This window comes from Haloferax sp. S2CR25 (genome assembly GCF_031624535.1).
In the GTDB taxonomy this organism is placed as follows: Archaea; Halobacteriota; Halobacteria; order Halobacteriales; family Haloferacaceae; genus Haloferax; species Haloferax massiliensis.
Genome location: NZ_JAMQOO010000001.1, coordinates 794,448 through 811,675, shown reverse-complemented (window position 1 = coordinate 811,675; position 17,228 = coordinate 794,448). Strand labels below are relative to the sequence as shown.

General features: G+C 67.3%; 15 protein-coding genes. 9 read left to right on the top strand and 6 right to left on the bottom strand.

Features of this window, described 5'->3' with window-relative positions; genetic code table 11:
• Positions 1-6: 6 nt before the first annotated feature.
• From NDI65_RS04270 to NDI65_RS04260, 3 genes are read right to left on the bottom strand one after another with little or no spacing between them, the layout of a single operon-like run.
• Positions 7-828 (bottom strand): ABC transporter permease subunit, encoded by an 822-nt coding sequence (locus NDI65_RS04270; RefSeq protein WP_310893423.1) that lies wholly within the window; start codon positions 826-828, stop codon positions 7-9.
• Entirely contained in the window at positions 825-1,658 is an 834-nt protein-coding gene (locus NDI65_RS04265; protein ID WP_089778786.1) for an ABC transporter ATP-binding protein, read from the bottom strand. The genes NDI65_RS04270 and NDI65_RS04265 overlap by 4 nt, the downstream gene beginning before the upstream one ends.
• Positions 1,651-3,576 (bottom strand): NosD domain-containing protein, encoded by a 1,926-nt coding sequence (locus tag NDI65_RS04260; RefSeq protein WP_089778784.1) that lies wholly within the window; start codon positions 3,574-3,576, stop codon positions 1,651-1,653. Before NDI65_RS04260 ends, NDI65_RS04265 begins: the two co-directional genes overlap by 8 nt.
• A 221-nt stretch (positions 3,577-3,797) precedes the next feature.
• On the opposite strand from NDI65_RS04260, the gene NDI65_RS04255 reads away from it, so the two are divergent.
• Both NDI65_RS04255 and acs read left to right on the top strand, forming a co-directional pair.
• Complete coding sequence (locus NDI65_RS04255) at positions 3,798-5,498, top strand: methylmalonyl-CoA mutase family protein (protein WP_042662675.1); 1,701 nt, start codon at positions 3,798-3,800, stop codon at positions 5,496-5,498.
• A gap of 182 nt (positions 5,499-5,680) precedes the next feature.
• Entirely contained in the window at positions 5,681-7,669 is a 1,989-nt protein-coding gene (gene acs, locus NDI65_RS04250; RefSeq protein ID WP_089778781.1) for an acetate--CoA ligase, read from the top strand.
• A 24-nt stretch (positions 7,670-7,693) separates the two neighbouring features.
• On the opposite strand, the gene NDI65_RS04245 is transcribed toward acs, so the two are convergent.
• A complete protein-coding gene (locus NDI65_RS04245) occupies positions 7,694-7,945 on the bottom strand; it encodes a hypothetical protein (RefSeq protein ID WP_042662676.1) in 252 nt (83 codons plus the stop codon).
• A 176-nt stretch (positions 7,946-8,121) separates the two neighbouring features.
• Here NDI65_RS04245 and NDI65_RS04240 point away from each other — a divergent pair, with 176 nt between their 5' ends.
• Positions 8,122-9,744 carry a long-chain-fatty-acid--CoA ligase gene (locus tag NDI65_RS04240; protein ID WP_089778779.1) on the top strand — a complete coding sequence of 541 codons (1,623 nt, stop codon included), beginning with the start codon at positions 8,122-8,124 and terminating at the stop codon, positions 9,742-9,744.
• Between the two features lie 84 nt (positions 9,745-9,828).
• On the opposite strand, the gene NDI65_RS04235 is transcribed toward NDI65_RS04240, so the two are convergent.
• Complete coding sequence (locus NDI65_RS04235; protein ID WP_042662678.1) at positions 9,829-10,434, bottom strand: hypothetical protein; 606 nt, start codon at positions 10,432-10,434, stop codon at positions 9,829-9,831.
• Positions 10,435-10,998: 564 nt separating this feature from the next.
• On the opposite strand from NDI65_RS04235, the gene NDI65_RS04230 reads away from it, so the two are divergent.
• The 6 genes from NDI65_RS04230 (at position 10,999) to NDI65_RS04205 (ending at position 16,787) form a co-directional block, all read left to right on the top strand.
• Positions 10,999-12,339 carry a substrate-binding protein gene (locus NDI65_RS04230; protein WP_193310954.1) on the top strand — a complete coding sequence of 447 codons (1,341 nt, stop codon included), beginning with the start codon at positions 10,999-11,001 and terminating at the stop codon, positions 12,337-12,339.
• Positions 12,340-12,462: 123 nt separating this feature from the next.
• Complete coding sequence (locus NDI65_RS04225; RefSeq protein ID WP_042662680.1) at positions 12,463-13,431, top strand: branched-chain amino acid ABC transporter permease; 969 nt, start codon at positions 12,463-12,465, stop codon at positions 13,429-13,431.
• Positions 13,428-14,609 carry a branched-chain amino acid ABC transporter permease gene (locus tag NDI65_RS04220; RefSeq protein ID WP_042662681.1) on the top strand — a complete coding sequence of 394 codons (1,182 nt, stop codon included), beginning with the start codon at positions 13,428-13,430 and terminating at the stop codon, positions 14,607-14,609. The genes NDI65_RS04225 and NDI65_RS04220 overlap by 4 nt, the downstream gene beginning before the upstream one ends.
• Positions 14,606-15,364: an ABC transporter ATP-binding protein gene (locus tag NDI65_RS04215; RefSeq protein WP_042662682.1), complete on the top strand. Its 759-nt coding sequence runs from the start codon at positions 14,606-14,608 to the stop codon at positions 15,362-15,364. The genes NDI65_RS04220 and NDI65_RS04215 overlap by 4 nt, the downstream gene beginning before the upstream one ends.
• Positions 15,361-16,104, top strand: coding sequence for an ABC transporter ATP-binding protein (locus NDI65_RS04210; protein WP_089778775.1), 744 nt, complete (start codon positions 15,361-15,363; stop codon positions 16,102-16,104). The genes NDI65_RS04215 and NDI65_RS04210 overlap by 4 nt, the downstream gene beginning before the upstream one ends.
• Positions 16,105-16,106: 2 nt before the next feature.
• Positions 16,107-16,787, top strand: a complete 681-nt coding sequence (locus tag NDI65_RS04205; protein WP_089778773.1) for a thioredoxin family protein — start codon at positions 16,107-16,109, stop codon at positions 16,785-16,787.
• Here NDI65_RS04205 and NDI65_RS04200 read toward each other — a convergent pair.
• Positions 16,784-17,188, bottom strand: coding sequence for a universal stress protein (locus NDI65_RS04200; protein ID WP_042662685.1), 405 nt, complete (start codon positions 17,186-17,188; stop codon positions 16,784-16,786). The two genes, NDI65_RS04205 and NDI65_RS04200, sit on opposite strands and share 4 nt — an antisense overlap.
• Positions 17,189-17,228 lie beyond the last annotated feature (40 nt).

Sequence of the window (17,228 nt, the reverse complement as noted above, 5' to 3'; positions counted from 1 at the left end):
GCGACACTATTCTACCGGTCGCCACGCCGTCAGCACCGCGAGCGCGAGCGCGACGACGACCCAGCCGGCGAGCCCCGCGAGCGCCGCGGCCGGCGACCCCGTCCCGCCGGTCTCGACGGCGACGCCGAGGACGAGCGACCGGAACGCCCCGTTCGGACTCGCCGCGAGCGCGAGGGGCACTGCGTCGATACCGAGGTTCCCCGAGGCCAACCCGGCGACTGCGGCGGCGTCGACGCCGACGACGAAGGCGACGAGCAGGCCGACGGCGAGCGCAATCGCCTGCCGGGCGGTCCGCGCGGCGGCGGAGACCGCGAGCGCGACGGCCGCGACCGCGAGGGCGAACAGCACCGCGAGGACGGAAAATCGGAGGAACGCGACCGGCGAGTCTGCGGCCTCGTTCAGCGCGAGGAACGTCGGGTCCGGCGGCGAGAGCACCGGGACGGTCGCCCCCGCGGCGAGGAGCGACCCGAAGACGACGAACGCGAGCGCGAGTCCCCGGCCGAGGTAGACGCCGCCGACGTAGGCCGGTCGGGACACGTCGAACGTGCGGAGCACGTCGAGTTCGCCCGACTCGCGGTCCGACAGCACCGCGCGGTAGCAGAGCGCGACCGCGAGAAGCGGGACGAGCGCCTCCACGAACGGGAGCAAATCGAGCACCAGCGGGACGTAGCCGCCGCGCGCGCCCGACCCGGCGGCCGCGACCGCGACGACGGTCAGCGCGAAGACGACCGAGAGCGCGACGACCGCCGGGGTTCTGACGACCGTCCGAAGCTCGCGCGCCGCGATGGCGAACAGGTCGCCGACGCCGTCGAGGTCGCCGACGCTCATCTGCCCGTCACCTCCTCGGTCGCCACGAGGTCGCCGAAGGCGGTCTGGAGGTCCGCCGCGCCGACCGACTCGACCACCGCCCGCGGGTCGCCGTCGGCGACGAACCGCCCGCCGTCGAGGACGGCCACGCGGTCGGCGGTCCGCTCGACGGGGCCGAGGTTGTGCGACGAGAGGACGACCGCGACGCCCGCGTCGGCGAGGTCGGAGACGATACCGAACAGCCGCTCGACCATGCCGGGGTCGAGGCCGCTTGCCGGCTCGTCGAGGACGACCACTGCCGGGTCGCCGACGAGCGCCCGCCCGAGGCCGAGCAGGCGCGTCATCCCACCGGAGAGCGCGCCCACCCGGCGGTCCGCGGCGTCCGCGAGGCCGACACGCTCCAGCACCCCGGCCACGTCCACGTCTTCGTCTACGAACTGCGCGTAGAATTCGAGCGTGTCGGCCGCGGAGAAGCCGGCGCGGAAGCCGGGCTGTTGCGGGAGGTAGCCCACGCGGGCGTGGCCGTGACCGGATAGAGTGACGGTCCCCTCGTCGGGCGCGCGGACACGCGCGAGAAACCGTAAGAGCGTGGACTTCCCCGAGCCGTTGGGGCCGACGAGCGCGACGATTTCGCCGGGCGCGACCGACAGCGAGACGCCGTCGAGGACGCGCAGGTCGCCGAAGGCGTGTCCGAGGTCGGTCGCGGCGACGGCCGGCCGGTCGCCCTCGGCGTTCGGGTCGGGTTCTGGGTCAGCGTCGGCGTCGGCGTTCTCGCCCGTCGATTCGGCGGAATCCGTCTCGGCGGTCGTCGCGGGTTCGCGGTTCGGCATCGTGGTGGATTCGTCAGTCATCGGTCTCCTCCGTCGCGTTCAGGCTGGCGAGCGTCTCCGGTCGAACTGGCTCGGTCCGGGGCGCGGCGTCGACCACGCCGGACCCGCGGACCCCGGACACCGCGTCGCGGGCGCGGCGGAGCGCGCGCATCGCGGGCGATTCCGAGAGCGCGAGCGCGCCGGGTTCGCGGCCGAGTTCGGCGTCGACCGGCCCGGAGGGCCGGTACGCCCGGTCGTAGACGCCGTCGCCGTCGGCGTCTTCGAGCGGGAGAGCGCCCCAGTAGTTGCCCGCGCCGCCGGCGGTCCACGTCCGCATCGGGCCGAGCGAGGACTCGACGCGCACGTCGTTGTCGACGATGTCGTTTCGGACGACGACGTTCGTCGGGAACGTCGAACTCCCGCGGACGCCGACGCCGTTGCCGGCGACGACGTTTCCGACGTACACCTGTCGGTCGCCGCTCACGTCCATGCCGTAGTCGTTGTCGGCGAAGACGTTGTTTGCGACGTAGGTGTCGCTGCCGGCGGGCATGAACCCGAAGTCCGACTCGCGCACGTCGTTTCCGACCACGAGGTTGCCGACGGGTCGGGTCATGAGGACGACGCCGATGCGGTCCCCGCGGACGACGTTGTCGGCGACGAGCGCGTCTGAGGTGTACATCTGGTGGACGCCGTAGCGCCCGTCTTCCATGCGGTTGCCGCGGACGACGCTCCCGTCGGCGCGGTGGGTGTAGACGCCGTCGCGGCCGCCGAGGAACGTCGAGTCCTGGACGACCGCCCGCTCGCCGATGAGGACGACGCCCATGAAGCCGTCGGACGGCACGTCGGACCCGCGGACGGTTACATCGTCGACGACGCTGTCGGCGCTCTCGCGGGCGATGATACCGCTCGCGGGCGTGTCGATTTCGACCCCGCGGACCGCCGACTCGTTCGCGCCGTCGAGGACGACGCCGGCGTCGCCGCGGCCGTAGGCGAGTTCGACGCGGGTGTCCCAGTCGACGGACTCGTTTTGGGCGCGGACCCGTCGTGTCCCCACCTCGCCGACGCCGGAGATGGCGAGGTCACCGACCGCGCTCCGGTCGGCCCTGAGACGGACGACGCTCCCGTTTCCGTCGCCGACGAGTCGCGTCTCGCTTCCGGCACCGCGGAGCGTCACCGAGCGGTTCAGTTCGACCGCATCGACCGAGTAGGTCCCCGCGGGGACGTAGACGGTCGTGTTCGCGGGGGCCGAGGCGACCGCGGCTTCGACGGTCGGCGCGTCCTCGCCGACGACGGTCGAGACGGGGCGGTCGAACAGCGCATCACTCGCAGCGGTGGTCTGGTTCCCCCACTCGCGGTGGGCGGCGACCGACGACTCGAAGGCGGCGAGGCGGGACGAAAGCGGGTCGCCGGCGCGGTCGCGGAGCGTCGCCCAATCGACGACTTCGCCGCCGTGGGCGTCCGCGAACGAGCGCGCCGCGTCGGCGTCGGAAAACGGGACGGCGATGGGGCCGGAGGGAACTCGCGCGCCGGAGTCGACGACGAACGACGCCTCTGACGCCCTCGTCCAGCCGGGGTTGCGGTTGTGTTCGGTTCTGAGGTAGCCGTCGTCGTCGAGGTCGGGCGAGACCGCCGCGTAGTCGGTGACGAACACCGCGAGCGGGTCGCCGAACTGCCGGGCGCTCTCGGGGGTGGACACGTCGGCGGCGGCCGTGCGAACGTCGTAGTAGCCGATGATGTAGCGGTACCGCGAGAAGTGGACCTGCGCGAGCGGGACCTCGAATCCCTCGACCTCCGCCGTGCGAACGTCGACAGAGGTTCCGCCGGTCTTGACCGTATCGTCGAAGGCGACCGGCGAGACGGACCCGGAGGCGGGGACGACGAAGGAGACGCTGGCGAGGACGAAGACGAGCGCCGTCGCGGCGGCGACCCAGCGGGTCGTCTCGGGCGTGAGAAGCGCCATCGGTCAGCGCTCGGCTCCCGCGGGGTCGGGGCCTGCGGCGGGCTGAGTCGCCGCGTCGAGGCGCGCTGTGGCTGTCGCGCGGTCGTGCATGGCGAGGGCTAGGCGGTCCGGGGGTGATATGTGCGATGGTCTGTGCGTCGAAGCCTCGGGGCCGGGACGAACCGACCAGCGGGCCGGCTCCGACCCGAATCCTTAATCATCGTCCATACGGATTGGTGGACATGTACGACGAGGACGATTTGGCGTCTATCCGCGAGGCGCGCGACGAGTGGGAATCGGAGACCCGCGACCCGTTCGTGGAGAAGGGCGGCGAGCGCAAAGACCGGTTCGCCACCGTCTCCAACCACGAGGTGCGGGACCTCTACACGCCCGCCGACGTCGCCGACCTCGACTACGAGTCGGACCTCGGCTTCCCCGGCGAGGCCCCGTACACGCGCGGGGTGTACCCCACGATGTACCGCGGGCGGACGTGGACCATGCGGCAGTTCGCCGGCTTCGGCACGGCCACGGAGACCAACGAGCGCTTCCACTACCTCATCGAGAACGGCCAGACCGGCCTCTCGACGGCGTTCGACATGCCCTCGCTCATGGGCAAGGACTCCGACGACCCGCTTTCGGACGGCGAGGTCGGCAAGGAGGGCGTTGCGGTCGACACCCTCCGCGACATGGAGGTGCTGTTCGACGGCATCGACATCGGCGAGGTGACGACCTCCTTCACCATCAACCCCTCCGCGCCGGTCGTCTTCGCCATGTACGTCGCGCTCGCGGACAACCGCGGCGTCTCCCGCGACCGAATCGGCGGCACCTTCCAGAACGACATGCTCAAGGAGTTCATCGCGCAGAAGGAGTGGGTGATTCCCCCCGAACCGTCGCTCAAACTCGTCACCGACACGGTCGAGTTCGCCGCCGAGGAGACCCCGCGCATCCGGCCCATCTCGGTGTCGGGCTACCACATCCGCGAGGCCGGGTCGACGGCGGTGCAGGAACTCGCCTTCACCCTCGCCGACGGCTTCGCCTACGTCGAAGACGCGGTCGACCGCGGCCTCGACGTGGACGAGTTCGCCCCCCAGCTGTCGTTTTTCTTCAACTCCCACAACTCCATCTTCGAGGAGGTGGCGAAGTTCCGCGCCGCCCGCCGCATCTACCACGACGTGATGTCGGAGTGGTACGACGCCGAGGACGAGCGCTCGACGCAGTTGAAGTTCCACACCCAGACCGCGGGGCAGTCGCTGACGGCCCAACAGCCGCTCAACAACGTCGTCCGCGTCACGATTCAGGCGCTCGCCGGCGTCCTCGGCGGCACGCAGTCGCTCCACACGAACAGCTTCGACGAGGCGCTGGCGCTCCCCTCGGAGGAGGCCGTCACCGTCGCGCTCCGCACTCAGCAGATACTCGCCGAGGAGTCGGGCGCGGCCGACGTCATCGACCCGCTCGGCGGGAGCTTCTTCGTGGAGTCGCTGACCGACGAGATCGAGGCCGAGGCGATGGCCTACATCGAGGAGATTCGGGAGATGGGCGACGGCTCCGTCCGCGACGGCGTCCTCGCCGGCATCGACGAGGGCTACTACCACCGCGAGATAAGCGAGGCGTCCTACGAGTACCAGTCGCGGGTCGAAGACGGAGAGGAGGTCGTCGTCGGCGTCAACAAGTACGCCTCCGACGAGGACACCCGCCCCGACCTGCTCCACGTCGAAGACGAGGTGCAGGACAGACAACTCGCGCGCCTCGAAGCCGTCAAGGACGAGCGCGACGACGAGGCGGTCGACGCCGCGCTCTCCGACCTCCGCGGGGCGGTCCGCGACGGCGACAACGTCATGCCGGTGCTCGTCGACGCCGTCAAGGAGTACGTCACGATGGGCGAAATCATGGACGTGTTCGCCGAGGAGTACGGCACCTACCGCGAGACCATCGGCGTGATGTGAGGGCTCCGACGCGGTACCGCCATCACCGACCGGGATGACATGACCTTTCGTTGATGGAAACGAGCGTCGACGGGGGTTCGTAACCGACCGACGGCCCGGCGACCGCCCGCTGATGACGCCCCCGTCCGGACTGCGGGACTACATAGATTTATCATGGAGGATTGGTGTAGTTAACACGTACTATGGCAGACGGAGACACCGAACTGGAGGCACGGCTGGTCGAGCAAGAGGAGTTCGAACCCTCCGAGGAGTTCGTCGCGCAAGCGAACGTCTCCGACCCGGCCGTCTACGAGGAGTTCGAGGAGAACTGGCCGGACTGTTGGGAGCGGGCGGCCGAGATGCTCGACTGGGACGAAGACTACGACGAGGTGTTGGACGACTCGAACCCGCCGTTCTACGAGTGGTTCACGGGCGGCAAGCTCAACGTCTCGTACAACTGCGTGGACCGCCACGTCGAAAACGGGGACAAGAACCGCGTCGCCATCAAGTGGGAGGGCGAGCACGGCGAGACGCGGACCTACACCTATCAGGACCTCTACCGCGAGGTGAACGAGTTCGCGGCGGCCCTGCGCGACCTCGGCGTCGAGGAAGACGACGTGGTGACGCTCTACATGCCGATGATTCCGGAACTCCCCATCGCCATGCTGGCCTGTGCCCGCATCGGCGCGCCGCACTCGGTCGTCTTCGGCGGCTTCTCGGCCGACGCGCTGGCGACGCGGATGAACTCCGCGGACTCCCGATTCCTCGTCACCTGCGACGGCTACTACCGCCGCGGCGACCCGCTCGACCACCTCGACAAGGCCAACGAGGGCCTCGACGGCGTCGACCACGGCGTCGACGCGACGGTCGTCGTCGACCGCCTCGGCGACGACGGCTTCGGCCACGACCTGAAGGGCAACCAGCACGACTGGGACGACCTCCTCGACGAGCACGCCGGCGAGCGCGTCGACCCCGTCCAGCGCGACGCCGAGGACATGCTGTTCCTGATGTACACGTCGGGGACGACGGGGCAACCGAAGGGGGTCAAACACACCACCGGCGGCTACCTCGCGTACGCCGCGTGGACATCGCACGCCGTCCTCGACATCGAGAAGGAAGACACCTACTGGTGCTCGGCCGACATCGGCTGGATTACCGGTCACTCCTACATCGTCTACGGCCCGATGGCGCTCGGGACGACCACGGTGATGTACGAGGGGACGCCCGACTTCCCCGACCGCGACCGCCTGTGGGACATCATCGAGAAGTACGCGGTCGACATCTTCTACACCGCGCCGACGGCGATTCGCGCGTTCATGAAGTGGGGCAGCAAGTTCCCCGAACAGCACGACCTGTCGAGTCTCCGCCTGCTCGGGACGGTCGGCGAACCCATCAACCCGCGCGCGTGGAAGTGGTACTACAAGCACATCGGCAACGAGGACTGCCCCGTCGTGGACACGTGGTGGCAGACCGAGACCGGCGGGATGATGATAACGACCCTGCCGGGCATCAAGAAGATGAAACCGGGGTCCGCCGGGCCGCCCCTGCCGGGTATCGACGCCCAAATCGTCGATACGAGCGGGGAGCGGGTCGACGCCGGGCGCGCGGGCTATCTCACGGTGAACCGGCCGTGGCCCGGGATGCTCCGGACGCTCTACAACAACGACGAGCGGTTCATTCAGGAGTACTGGCAGGAGTACTCCGACGTGGACAGTAACGACCCCGACGACTGGGTCTACTTCCCCGAGGACGGCGCGAAAATCGATGCCGACGACTACATCACCATCCTCGGTCGCGTCGACGACGTCATCAACGTCTCGGGCCACCGCCTCGGGACGATGGAAATCGAGTCGGCCATCGTGGGCGTCGAGGGCGTCGCCGAAGCCGCCGTCGTCGGCGGGAATCACGAGGTGAAAGGCGAGGCCGTCTACGCCTACGTCATCACCGAGGAGGGTCAGGAGGAAGACGACCAGATGCGACAGCGTATCATCGAGGGCGTCGAGGACGCCATCGGCCCAATCGCTCGCCCCGAGATGGTCGTGTTCACGCCCGAACTGCCGAAGACGCGGTCTGGTAAGATTATGCGCCGCCTCCTCGAAGAGATAGCGAACGGCGAGGAACTCGGCGACACGACGACGCTGCGGAACCCAGAGATCGTCGAGTCGATTCAGCGGCAGGTCGAAGACGAGTAACTCTCGGCACCGCCGCCGTCGGCCCTACCGCGAATTTTCCGGTTCGTCCATCCACGCCGACAGCGACTGCTCGTCGCGGAAGTAGCGTCGCTCGCGGACGCCGTCGCGTTCCACCACGGCGAGGAGGTGCTTCTCGGAGAGCCGAATCTCCTCGCCGCTGTAGGTACACGGTTCGACACGCTCGTCGCCCGGTCGCCACAGCCGATGGGGAACGACGCGGACGATCGTCTCGTCCCGGCCCGTCGGCGAGCGTCCGGTGTAGTCCGAAAGCGCCATACGCGCGCTACGGGCTCTCCGAACAAGATATTTTCCTGCATAGTTCGCATAGTAATATAGTCTCCCGCGGCGCGAGACGTGCTATATTGCGACCCGATGTGCCAATTATTCTCATTCGGGTTCTGTCTGACACCAGCCCGCATATTTATTTTGAACGTTAGTGAAGGATACCGCGTATGAAGAAACAACTCCTGGTGACGGAGTTCCTCGACCGCGCGCGGCGGTACTACGGGGACGAGGAGGCGGTCGTGGCCACGACGGGCGAGCGCTTTACCTACGACGAACTCGGCGAGCGGGCCGACGGCTTCTCGGCGGCGCTCCAGTCCCGCGGCGTCGAGAAGGGCGACCGGGTCGCGGTGCTCGACCCCAACACGCACTACCACCTCGAAGCCGCCTACGGGTCGATGCAGCTCGGAGCCGTCCACATGCCGCTGAACTACCGGCTCGTCCCGGCCGACTTCGAGTACATGCTGAACGACGCGGACGTGACGGCGGTCTACGCCGACTACGCCTTCGCCGAGAAGATAGACGAGGTCCGCGACGAGATTCCGACCGAGATATTCGTCACGAACGACCCCGAGAAGGCCGCGGAGTCGACCGACGGCGAGTGGCTCGATTTCGACGAGTTGGTCGCGGAGTCGACCGACTACGAGCGCCCCGAGATGGACGAAGACGAGATAACCACCATCAACTACACCTCGGGGACGACCGGCGACCCGAAGGGCGTCTGCCGCACCCACCGCGCCGAGACGATTCACGCCTATCTCATCTCGATGCATCAGGACATCGCGGACGACGACGTCTACCTCTGGACGCTTCCGATGTTCCACGTCAACGGTTGGGGCCACATCTACGCGATTACCGGCCACGGCGCGAAGCACGTCTGCACCCGCGGGGTGGAGGCGGAGGCCGTGTTGGACGCCATCCGCGACGAGGACGTGTCGTATCTCTGCGCCGCGCCGACGGTGCTGAACATCCTGATGAAACGCTACCGAGAGGAAGGCGGCGTCGAGACGACCGGCGCGAGCCCCGTTCGCGCGGCGACCGCGGGCGCGGCCCCGCCGGAGGCGACGATTCGGACCGTCGAAGACGAGTTCGGCTGGCGGCTCATGCACGTCTACGGGGCCACCGAGACCGGCCCGCTCATCACGACCTCGGAGGCCGGGCGCTACCTGACGGACGGCGACGACCGCTTCGGCGTGAAGAAGAAACAGGGCATCGGCTACCTCGGCACCGACGTTCGCGTCGTCGACGAGGACGGAAACGACGTGCCGAGAGACGACCAGTCCATCGGCGAAATCGTCGTCGCGGGCAATCAGGTGATGGAGAAGTACTGGAACAAACCCGAGGAGACCGAAGCGGCCTTCTCGGCGCGGCTGGAGGGCTACTACCACATGGGCGACCTCGCGGTCGTCGACGAGAACGGCTTCGTCAGCATTCAGGACCGCAAGAAGGACATCATCATCTCCGGCGGCGAGAACATCTCCAGCATCGAACTGGAGGACACGCTGTTCGACCACGGCGAGGTCGCCGACGTGGCGGTCATTCCCGTCCCGTCGGACGAGTGGGGCGAGTCGCCGAAGGCGTTCGTCGTGCCGACGAACGGCGACCCCGACGCGCCGGGCGTCACCGCCGAGGCGCTCATCGAGTTCTGTCGAGAGCGGATTGCGACGTACAAGGTGCCGAAGGAAATCGAGTTCGTCGCCGAGCTCCCGAAGACCGCGACCGGGAAGATTCAGAAGTACGAACTGCGCGAGCGCGAGTGGGAAGACGAGGGACGGATGGTGGGTGAGGGATAGGAACGACCGCGTTAAGCCCGCCTTTCGGGGCGTAGCGGGACCTTAACCGCGGCCGAGGTGTCTCGTTTCGGAAGCGAACGCGGTTCAGCGGTCGTTGCAGGGGCAGTCGAGGCCGAGCGACCCGGGGTTGTTGTTGAACGCGTCGAGGGTGTCTTTGAGCGGCTCGCCGTCGACCATGTCGCCGCCGACGCTGACGTACCAGCTCGTCTGTTTGCCGCCGTTCGACCACGCGGAGTTTGTGAGCCACGAACCGGCCATATTCTTGACTTCCTCGATGGTGTAGCCCGCGTAGTCGCCGTACTGGATGGTCGCGCCGTCGCTCGTGCATCCCGGGTCACTGCCCGGTCTGTTCCGGAGGTTGAGGACGATGGCGAGGTAGTGTTTCGCCATGATGTTCGCCTTGTCGCCCTTCGTGGGCGCGACGAGGAACTCGCGCCACTCGTCGTGGGTCATGGTGACGCCGCGGAGGGTATAGTTCGTGCCATCCGGGCCGAGGACCGCCCAGTTGTCGGTGGAACTGCTGTAGTCCGGGTTGTTCGCCCAGTAGCCGGGCGTCTTGGGACACATGGTCGCCGCCGCGGAGCCGGAGACCGCGGGGATACCGATACCGATGCCGAGCGCCGACATCGCGCCGAGTCGGAGCACGGAGCGCCGAGTCGGTCTGAATCCGTCGTTCGAGTCGTTTGTCATAGTGGTGCCACGGGCGTGGCTGCCGCGTTATTCGCGCTTTGCGGGGTTAGTTATAAATCGGACATTCACGACGGCACGAGATTAACTGGTCTGTGCACGAACAGAAAGCGCGTTGAAACGGTGCTATTCGGGGATATATATCTAGTATTCTGATAGTTGGTCACCCGCGGTTCGACCCGCTCACGCGGTCGCCAACGCGAGGAAATCGGATCGACGCGTTCCGCGAGGAGACGACCCGCGCGGCCGACTCGTCGGCGTCGACGCCCGAACGGGTCGGACCAACGCGGCGGGCCAGTCCGACACCGGCGTGTATTTTGCGTCTGTGGCGCGTTCCGTGCCGCGGAGGACTCACTTCGAGAGCCGGGCAGCAGTCGTCGCCCGACGGGGACCTTATATGATACCGTAGACAGCACCAATCTATAATGATTGATTGCACATGTAATAGGGAATTCATACATAACTATTATTAAGGATGTATCCGCCGATGTGGTTATGGCACGGGATAGCAAGCCGCTCAATCGACGAGACGTGTTGAAGGCGACTGGTGCTGTCGGAACCGCCGGCTTGGCAGGGCTGGCGGGATGTACTGGCGGAGGCGACGGCGGTGGTGACACCGACACTGACACTGGCAACGGCGGCGGTGGCGGCGACGGTGGAGACGGTGGCGACGGCGGGGAGGAGTACCCGGCGCTGGGCAACTTCCCAATCGAGGGCGACACGGCCACGTTCGGGTTCAACGTCCCGCAGTCGGGACCGTACGCCTCGGAGGGCGAAGACGAGCTCCGGGCGTATCAGCTCGCGGTGAAGCACCTCAACGAGGGCGGCGGCTGGGTCGACTCGCAGTTCGACGACCTCTCCGGCGACGGCGTCCTCGGCTACACCATCGACCACGTGGACGGCGACACGGCCACGGACGCGGACCAGGCGCGGCAGTCCGCCTCGGGGATGATCCAGCGCGACGGCGCAATCATGATCTCGGGCGGGTCGTCTTCGGCGGTCGCCATCGCGGTCCAGGGGCTGTGTCAAAACGAGAAGGTCATGTTCATGTGCTGTCTGACGCACTCGAACGACACCACCGGAAAGGACTGCGTCCGCTACTCCTTCCGGGAGATGTTCAACGCGTACATGACCGGTCAGGCGCTCGCCCCCGTCGTCCGCGACGCATACGGCGAGGACCTGACGTTCTACCAGCTCTACGCCGACTACAGTTGGGGGCAGACCCAGCAGGCGTCGATGGAGCAGTTCATGACCGACGTCGCCGGCTGGGAGCAGGTGGAATCCGTCGCGACCCCGCTCGGGACCACCGACTACTCGACGTATCTCTCGGGGGCACAGAGTTCGGGCGCGGACGTGCTCATCTTGAACCACTACGGCCTCGACGGCGCGAATTCCGTCCAGCAGGCCGTCGACGCCGGTATCGACGAGGACATGGAAATCATCGTTCCGCTGTACAACCGCCCGATGGCGGAGGCGGCGGGCGGCGCGATCGAGGGCATCTACGGCACCGTCGCGTGGGACTCCCAGATAGACAACACGCCGTCGCAGGAGTTCACGCAGGCGTTCCGAGACGAGTACGACCGGACGCCGTCCGGTCCCGCTCAGTTGGCGTACGCCCAGACGCTCCAGTACGCCGCCGCCGTCGAGCGCGCGGGGACGTTCTACCCGCCGGAGGTCATCAAGCAGCTCGAAGACTACGAGTACGACAACATCGGCATGGGCGCGGAGACGATGCGCGGGTGCGACCACCAAGCGCAGCGCGACGTGCCGGTCGTGCAGGGGCTTCCGGCGTCCGAGCAGGGCGAGGGATCGTACTTCAACATCGTCAACATCACCAGCCGCGACGACCTCGGCTACGCGTGCGACGCGGGGCCGGCGGCCGAGTGTGAACTCGGGTCCTACGAGTAGGCACTCGCCCCACCGTTATCTTAATGAAAGTTAATCGCAGACAACCACGCACACGTAAATGAGTAAGATTAGCATACCCATGGTAGTACACGCCTCGAACCGTTGGCGCGGGGGTGGCGGTCGATGAGCCTTCTGTCGGACGTGCTCGTCATCCTGCTCAACGGACTGCAGCAGGGGGCTATCTACGTCCTCTTGGCGGTCGGTCTCTCGATCATCCTCGGCACGCTCAAGTTCGTCAACTTCGCGCACGGCGCGCTGTACCTCGTCGGCACCTACACGGGGCTGTTCGTCGCGCTGAACGTCCCGCTGTCGAACGGGAAACTGGCCGAGTGGGGCTTTTCGAGCTTCGGGCTCGACATCGGCTTTTTGGCCGCCCTGCTTTTCGTACCGCTTTTCGTCTTCGCGGTCGGCCTGTTGATGGAGCGGTACCTCGCGCGGGCGTTCTACGACCGCCCCGACACCGACCAGATTCTCGTCACGTTCGGCCTCGCAATCGTCGTCCAAGAGCTGTTTCGCGTCCTGTTCGGCAGCAACAGCCTGCCGTTCGAACAGCCCGAGCGAATCCTCTCTGTCGGCTCGTTCGCCGGTATCCCCGTCTCCGGCCCGATCGCGCTGCCCATCGTCGGTAACTTCCCGCAGTGGCGGCTCTGGGTCATCGGCATCACGGCCGTCCTCGTGGCGCTCGTGTACCTGCTCGTCGAGTACACCGACTTCGGGCTCGTCGTTCGCGCCGGGACCCGCGACGCCGAGATGGTCCGACTCCTCGGCATCAAAATCACCCGGCCGTACATCGTGGTCTTCGGCATCGGCGCGGCGCTCGCCGGGGTGGCGGGCGTCGTCGGCGGCCCGCTGAACGTCGTCAACCCGACCATCGGGACGAACATCCTCGTCCCGGCGTTCCTGACCGTCGTCATCGGCGGGGTCGGAAGCATCGCCGGCGCGGTCGTCGGCGGTATCGTCTTCGGCCTCACGACCGCCGCGCTCGTCGCCTTCGCGCCCGCGTGGTCGCAGGTCGGCCTCTACGCCATCGCGGCCATCGTCCTCCTGACGCGGCCGCAGGGCCTGCTCGGCGACGAGGAGGTGACGCCATGAGCGAGAAGGACGCCAACCCGAGCGCGAAGGACGCGCTGGTCGGCGGCAGCCTGTTCGGTCGCTGGGAGAAACTCCGCGGCCGCGAGGGGACGGTCGTCGGCATCACGGCCGTCCTCGTCGCGGTGTTCCCGTACCTCTTCGCCCGCGCGCCCGTCGTCTCGGGCATCTTGCAGGGCTACCAGAGCCTGGCGACGCTCATCCTCATCTGGGGCATCTTCGCCATCGGCTTCGACCTGCTTCTCGGCTACACCGGCCTGCTCTCGTTCGGCCACGCGGCCTTCTGGGGCGGCGCGGCGTACGCCGCGGGCATCGTCGCCAAGAACGTCAGCGGCGACCCCATCGTGATGGTCGTCTCGGGGACGCTCTTCGCGGTGCTGCTCGCGTGGGTGCTGGGCTTTCTGTCGCTCCGCCGGGGCGGCATCTACTTCTCCATCCTCACGCTGGCGTTCGCCCAGATGTTCTACTACATGGCCGCGTCGCCGCTGGCGTTTCTGACCAACGGCGAAAACGGCCTGACCGGCGTCGAGGTCGGCAGTTTCCTCGGCGTTATCCACCTCGAAGCGGACGTTCCGTCCGTCGGCGGGATGCTCCTCGGGACGTGGTTCTACGCCTTCGTCGGCGTCTTCTTCGTCGGCGCGGTCGCGGTCGCCTACCGCATCCTCAACTCGCCGTACGGGATGGTGTTCCGCGCCATCCGCGAGAACGAACAGCGCGCCGAGTTCGTCGGCCTCAACGTCTGGCGCTACAAGCTGATGGCGTTCATCATCTCGGGCGCGTTCGCGGGCGTCGCCGGGAGCCTCTTTACCATCCACGGGGCGTACGTCCCGCTCCAGTCGCTGTTCTGGACGGAGTCCGGCGACATCGTCGTCATGACCGTTCTCGGCGGCGCGGGCTCGATGTTCGGGCCGGTCCTCGGCGTCGGACTGTACCTCTACATCGAGAACATCGTCCAGACCATCCAAGCGCTGACGATTCCCTTCACGGACATCGTGCTGATTCGGGACTTCGGGTTCTACTGGCACCTGCTTTTGGGACTCGTCTTCGTCGTGGTCGTCTGGGTCGTCCCCGACGGCCTGTGGGGCATCCTGAACTGGCTCCGCGAGCTCGCGGTCGACCTCGGTTCGAAGGCGGCGAACCGCGTCCGCGCGCTCTCCGGCAACGGAGGTGACGGTCGATGACGCTCCTCGAAACCCAGAACCTCGTCAAGGAGTTCGGCGGCCTCGTCGCCACCGACGACGTGAACCTCACCGTCGAGGAGGACGAGCGCGTCTCCATCATCGGGCCGAACGGCGCGGGGAAGTCGACGCTCATCAACCTCATCACGCGACGGCTCGACCCGACCAGCGGCGACATCCGGTTCAAAGGCGAGTCTATCGTCGGCCTCGAACCGCATCAGGTGGTCCAACGCGGCGTCTCCAAGTCGTTCCAGACCGCCTCCATCTTCCCCGACCTGACCGTCCGGGAGAACGCGGAAATCGCGGCGCTGGCGTCCGAGCGCGGCGCGTTCGGGTTCGAGTTCCTGAAACACCGCGACAGCCTCACCGACGTCCACGACGTCGCCCGCGACACGCTGGACTCGGTCGGCCTGTTGGACCGCGCGGACACCGTCGCGACCGACCTGCCGTACGGCGACAAGCGTCGCCTCGAAATCGGCATCGCGCTCGCGAGCGACCCCGACCTGCTCCTCATGGACGAACCGACCGCCGGCATGTCTCCCGAGGAGACGAAGTCGACGGTCGACCTCATCGAGCAGGTCAAACGCGACCTCGGGCTCACGTTCGTCCTCGTCGAACACGACATGGAAATCGTCTTCAGCATCTCCGACCGCATCGTCGTCCTCAGCCGCGGCGGCATCATCGCCGAGGGCACCCCCGACGAGATTCGGGGCAACGAAGCCGTCCAAGAGGCGTACCTCGGAGGTGTCGAGCTGTGAGCCTCCTCGAAATCGACGCCATCGACGCCTACTACGGCGAGAGCCACATCATCCGCGACCTCTCGATGAGCGTCGAGGAGGGCGAGATATGCGCGCTCCTCGGCCGCAACGGCGCGGGGAAGACCACCACGCTCCGGTGTATCGCCGGGGCGACGCCGCCCGACGTGCGGGAGGGCCACATCCGGTTCAAGGGCGACGACATCACGGGCGTCCCCGCCGAGGACGTCTCCGTCCGGGGCATCTCGCTGGTGCCCGAGGAGCGGCGCATCTTCCCGAACCTCTCTGTCGCCGAGAACCTCCACCTCGCGGAGGTCGTCGACAACAAGTCGAACACGTGGGGGCGGTCGCTGTCGTTCGGCCACAAGGGAATGTCGACCGAGGAGGTCTACGACCAGTTCCCGCGGTTAGACGAGCGGAAAGACCAGCGCGCGGGGACGCTCTCCGGCGGCGAACAGCAGATGCTCGCCATCGCGCGCGCCCTGAAGCAGAACACGGACCTGTTGCTCCTCGACGAGCCCTACGAGGGGCTCGCGCCGAAGATCATCGAGGACGTGGAGGACGCGGTCGAGCGCATCAGCGACGCGGGCACGACCATCCTGCTCGTCGAGCAGAACGCCGCGGCGGCCATCAAACTCGCCGACCGCGCGTACGTCATCGACCAGGGCGGCATCGTCTTCGACGGGAGCGCCGAGGAACTCCGCGAGGACGACGAGACGCGCGAGCGGTATCTGGGGGTCTGACGATGGCCGCGACCGACGCCGACGCCGACCCCGAGACGGCGCTCGAAACGCTCATCGAGGCCGGCGCGGTCGACGAAGCGCCGGACGGGACGCTGTCGACCACGGCGGAGTTCGAGAAGACGCTCGCCGTCTACCACGACATCTACGGGGCGGTTTCGACCGAGGAGTTCCACCAGACCGTCTCGGACCTCTTCGGCGTCGCCCCCGAGAACGTCGAGGCGCGACTCGACGAGTTCGGCGTCACCAGAGCCGACGTGGTCGCGTACCTCGCGGCGAAGTCGTTTCTCGACGCGCCCGTCGAGCGGGACCTGCTTTTCGTCATGGCGGGGCTGCTCGTCGAGATGACCCCGTCGTCGCCGGTGCCGAGCGCGCTCGACGAACTCGACGACGGTTCCTTCGAATCGTACCTCGACGCACACCCGGACGCCGTCGTCCTCGTGTGGCGGCGCTTCTGCGAGCCCTGCGACGCGATGAAGGAGGACCTCGACGCGATTCTCGACCGCGTCCCCGGCGGGGTCGCGACTGCCGGCGTCGACGGCGAAGCGGCCGACGAGTTCTGCCGGTCCTTCGATGTCGAGTCAGCACCGACGCTCCTGTGTGTTCGGGACGGCGAACTGCGAGAACGAGCGTCCGGCCGCCGGACCCCCGACGAGGTCGCGGCCGTCCTCGACCGGGTCTACTAGCTTTTCCGCTTCGTCGAGCCCGTCACCATGACGGGCCGGTCGGAGTTCAGAATCACCGTCTGGGTGACGCTCCCGAAAAGCGCCTTCCCCGCGGGCGAGCGCTTCCGCCCGGCGGTGACGATGAGGTCCGCGTCCTCCTCGTCGGCGAACTCGATGATGACCTCCGCGGGGTCGCCCGACGACTCGTTGACGTCGTACTCGATACCGCGGTCTTCGAGGAACTCGCCCGCCTTTCTGACCGAGTGAATCTGCGTCGCCGACGCCCCGCTCGGGTTGTCGGTGAAACTGTGGATGAGTGTGACCTCCTTCTCGCCGGGGTCGCCGGGGAGTTTCGCGACCTCTTCGACGCACGCGAGCGCGTGGTCCGCGTCGTCGTCGATACCGATTACAACGTGGTACATACTACCACGTCCCGGTAGTGGATATTAGTATTTGTGTTGA